The 948-nt window shown below is 58.6% G+C and carries 1 protein-coding gene and 1 pseudogene; both read left to right on the forward strand.

Going from position 1 to position 948, the window contains the following annotated elements:
* The coding region (locus HV796_RS43890) for a hypothetical protein (RefSeq protein WP_217478259.1) at positions 1-220 on the forward strand (220 nt) is incomplete at its 5' end.
* Positions 174-812 (forward strand): annotated as a pseudogene (locus tag HV796_RS42775) (IS30 family transposase); the annotation flags it as partial. The gene HV796_RS43890 and the pseudogene HV796_RS42775, both read left to right, overlap by 47 nt.
* Positions 813-948: the final 136 nt, after the last annotated feature.

A 948-nucleotide genomic window follows, 5' to 3' on the forward strand; every position in this document is an offset into this window, starting at 1 on the left:
AGCGCCGCATCTGAATCGATCTGAGTCATGGGCTGTGTCCACTGTTAATCAATGGACACAGCTTGCCTTGCTCTCAATTCGGGCGCTATGTGCTGATAAATTCGCGCTTACGGACAAGTTGCTCAGCCTCGTCGAACACGCGATCCTGACGTTTCTCGCTCTTCGGTGCGTAGCGCGTGCCAAGGGCAAGGGCACAAGCCAGGGCCTGGGCGCACGTTAGCGAGGATGTGATGATCTCTCGTCGGCCCGCAGAAGCGCAGTATCGTGCTGTGCCGGGGCATTGGGAGGGGGACCTGATCATCCGCCTGAACCGGCCCGCGATCGGAACGCTGGTCGACCGATCGAGCCGATTCACCATGCTTGTCCACCTGCCTCGCGAGCAAGGCTACGAGCTGATGCCCAGGACGAAGAATGGTCCTGCGCTGGCTGGCTACGGAGCTGTCACGATGGCCAATGCGCTGAGGAAGACCGTGACTGACATGCCTGCCCGGTTGTGGCGGTCATTGACCTGGGATCGTGGCAAGGAACTATCCGATCACACCCGCGTCCCGGTCGAGTCCGGGGTAAAGGTATTCTTCGCTGACCCGCACAGTCCATGGCAGCGCGGCACGCACGAGAACACGAACGGCCTCTTGCGGGAATACTTTCCAAAGGGCACAGACCTGTCCCGGTGGAGCGCTGGAGAGATCCAGGCCGTTGCCAATGCACTGAATTCTAGGCCCCGGAAAATGCTTGGCTGGAAGACACCGACCGAAGCTCTGGAGGAGTATCTGAGATCTGTTCAACAATCTAGTCTTGCGACGACCGGTTGAATCCGCCTTGACAGCCCTGGACACCCTTCTATTGACCTTTCCATAAATCATGACGTCACCACAAGGTTGCCTGAATCCAGCACGCGGCGATGATCGAAGGTCGGTGCTGAGCGCTTTTGAGCTTGTTGCGAGCGAC

Origin of the sequence: Paraburkholderia humisilvae, assembly GCF_902859855.1 — a bacterium.
Lineage (GTDB): Bacteria > Pseudomonadota > Gammaproteobacteria > Burkholderiales > Burkholderiaceae > Paraburkholderia > Paraburkholderia humisilvae.